Source organism: Herbidospora sp. RD11066, assembly GCF_054661255.1.
In genome coordinates, this window is the sequence record NZ_BAAGDO010000128.1 from 1 (window position 1) to 277 (window position 277).

The following is a 277-nucleotide window of genomic DNA, read 5'->3' on the forward strand; positions in this document are numbered from 1 at the left end:
TTTCACCACTGTTGACAAAGAAGTTATAACCGATAACGGCGGATTGGCTATTTGCAATACCAAAGTATTCGCTACCATCACCATTAGTTATACTAAAAGATGAATTGGCAGCGGATGATGGATTCTGGATAAAAGTTGCTACAGCATCAGCATCAGCAGTAACTGAACCATTAGAAGCAAATGTATCGGTGTCAGTATCAGCCAGAGTCAAAACATCCAACGGATTGGTACTAAAGTTAGAAATGTTTACTGTTGCCTCAGAACTTGCTAAAGTAGC

At 39.7% G+C, this 277-nt stretch carries 1 protein-coding gene; it reads right to left on the reverse strand.

The window, feature by feature from the left end; translation table 11 throughout:
• On the reverse strand, positions 1–277 hold a 277-nt coding region (locus ACYQ78_RS39545; protein WP_459806132.1), incomplete at both ends, for a hypothetical protein.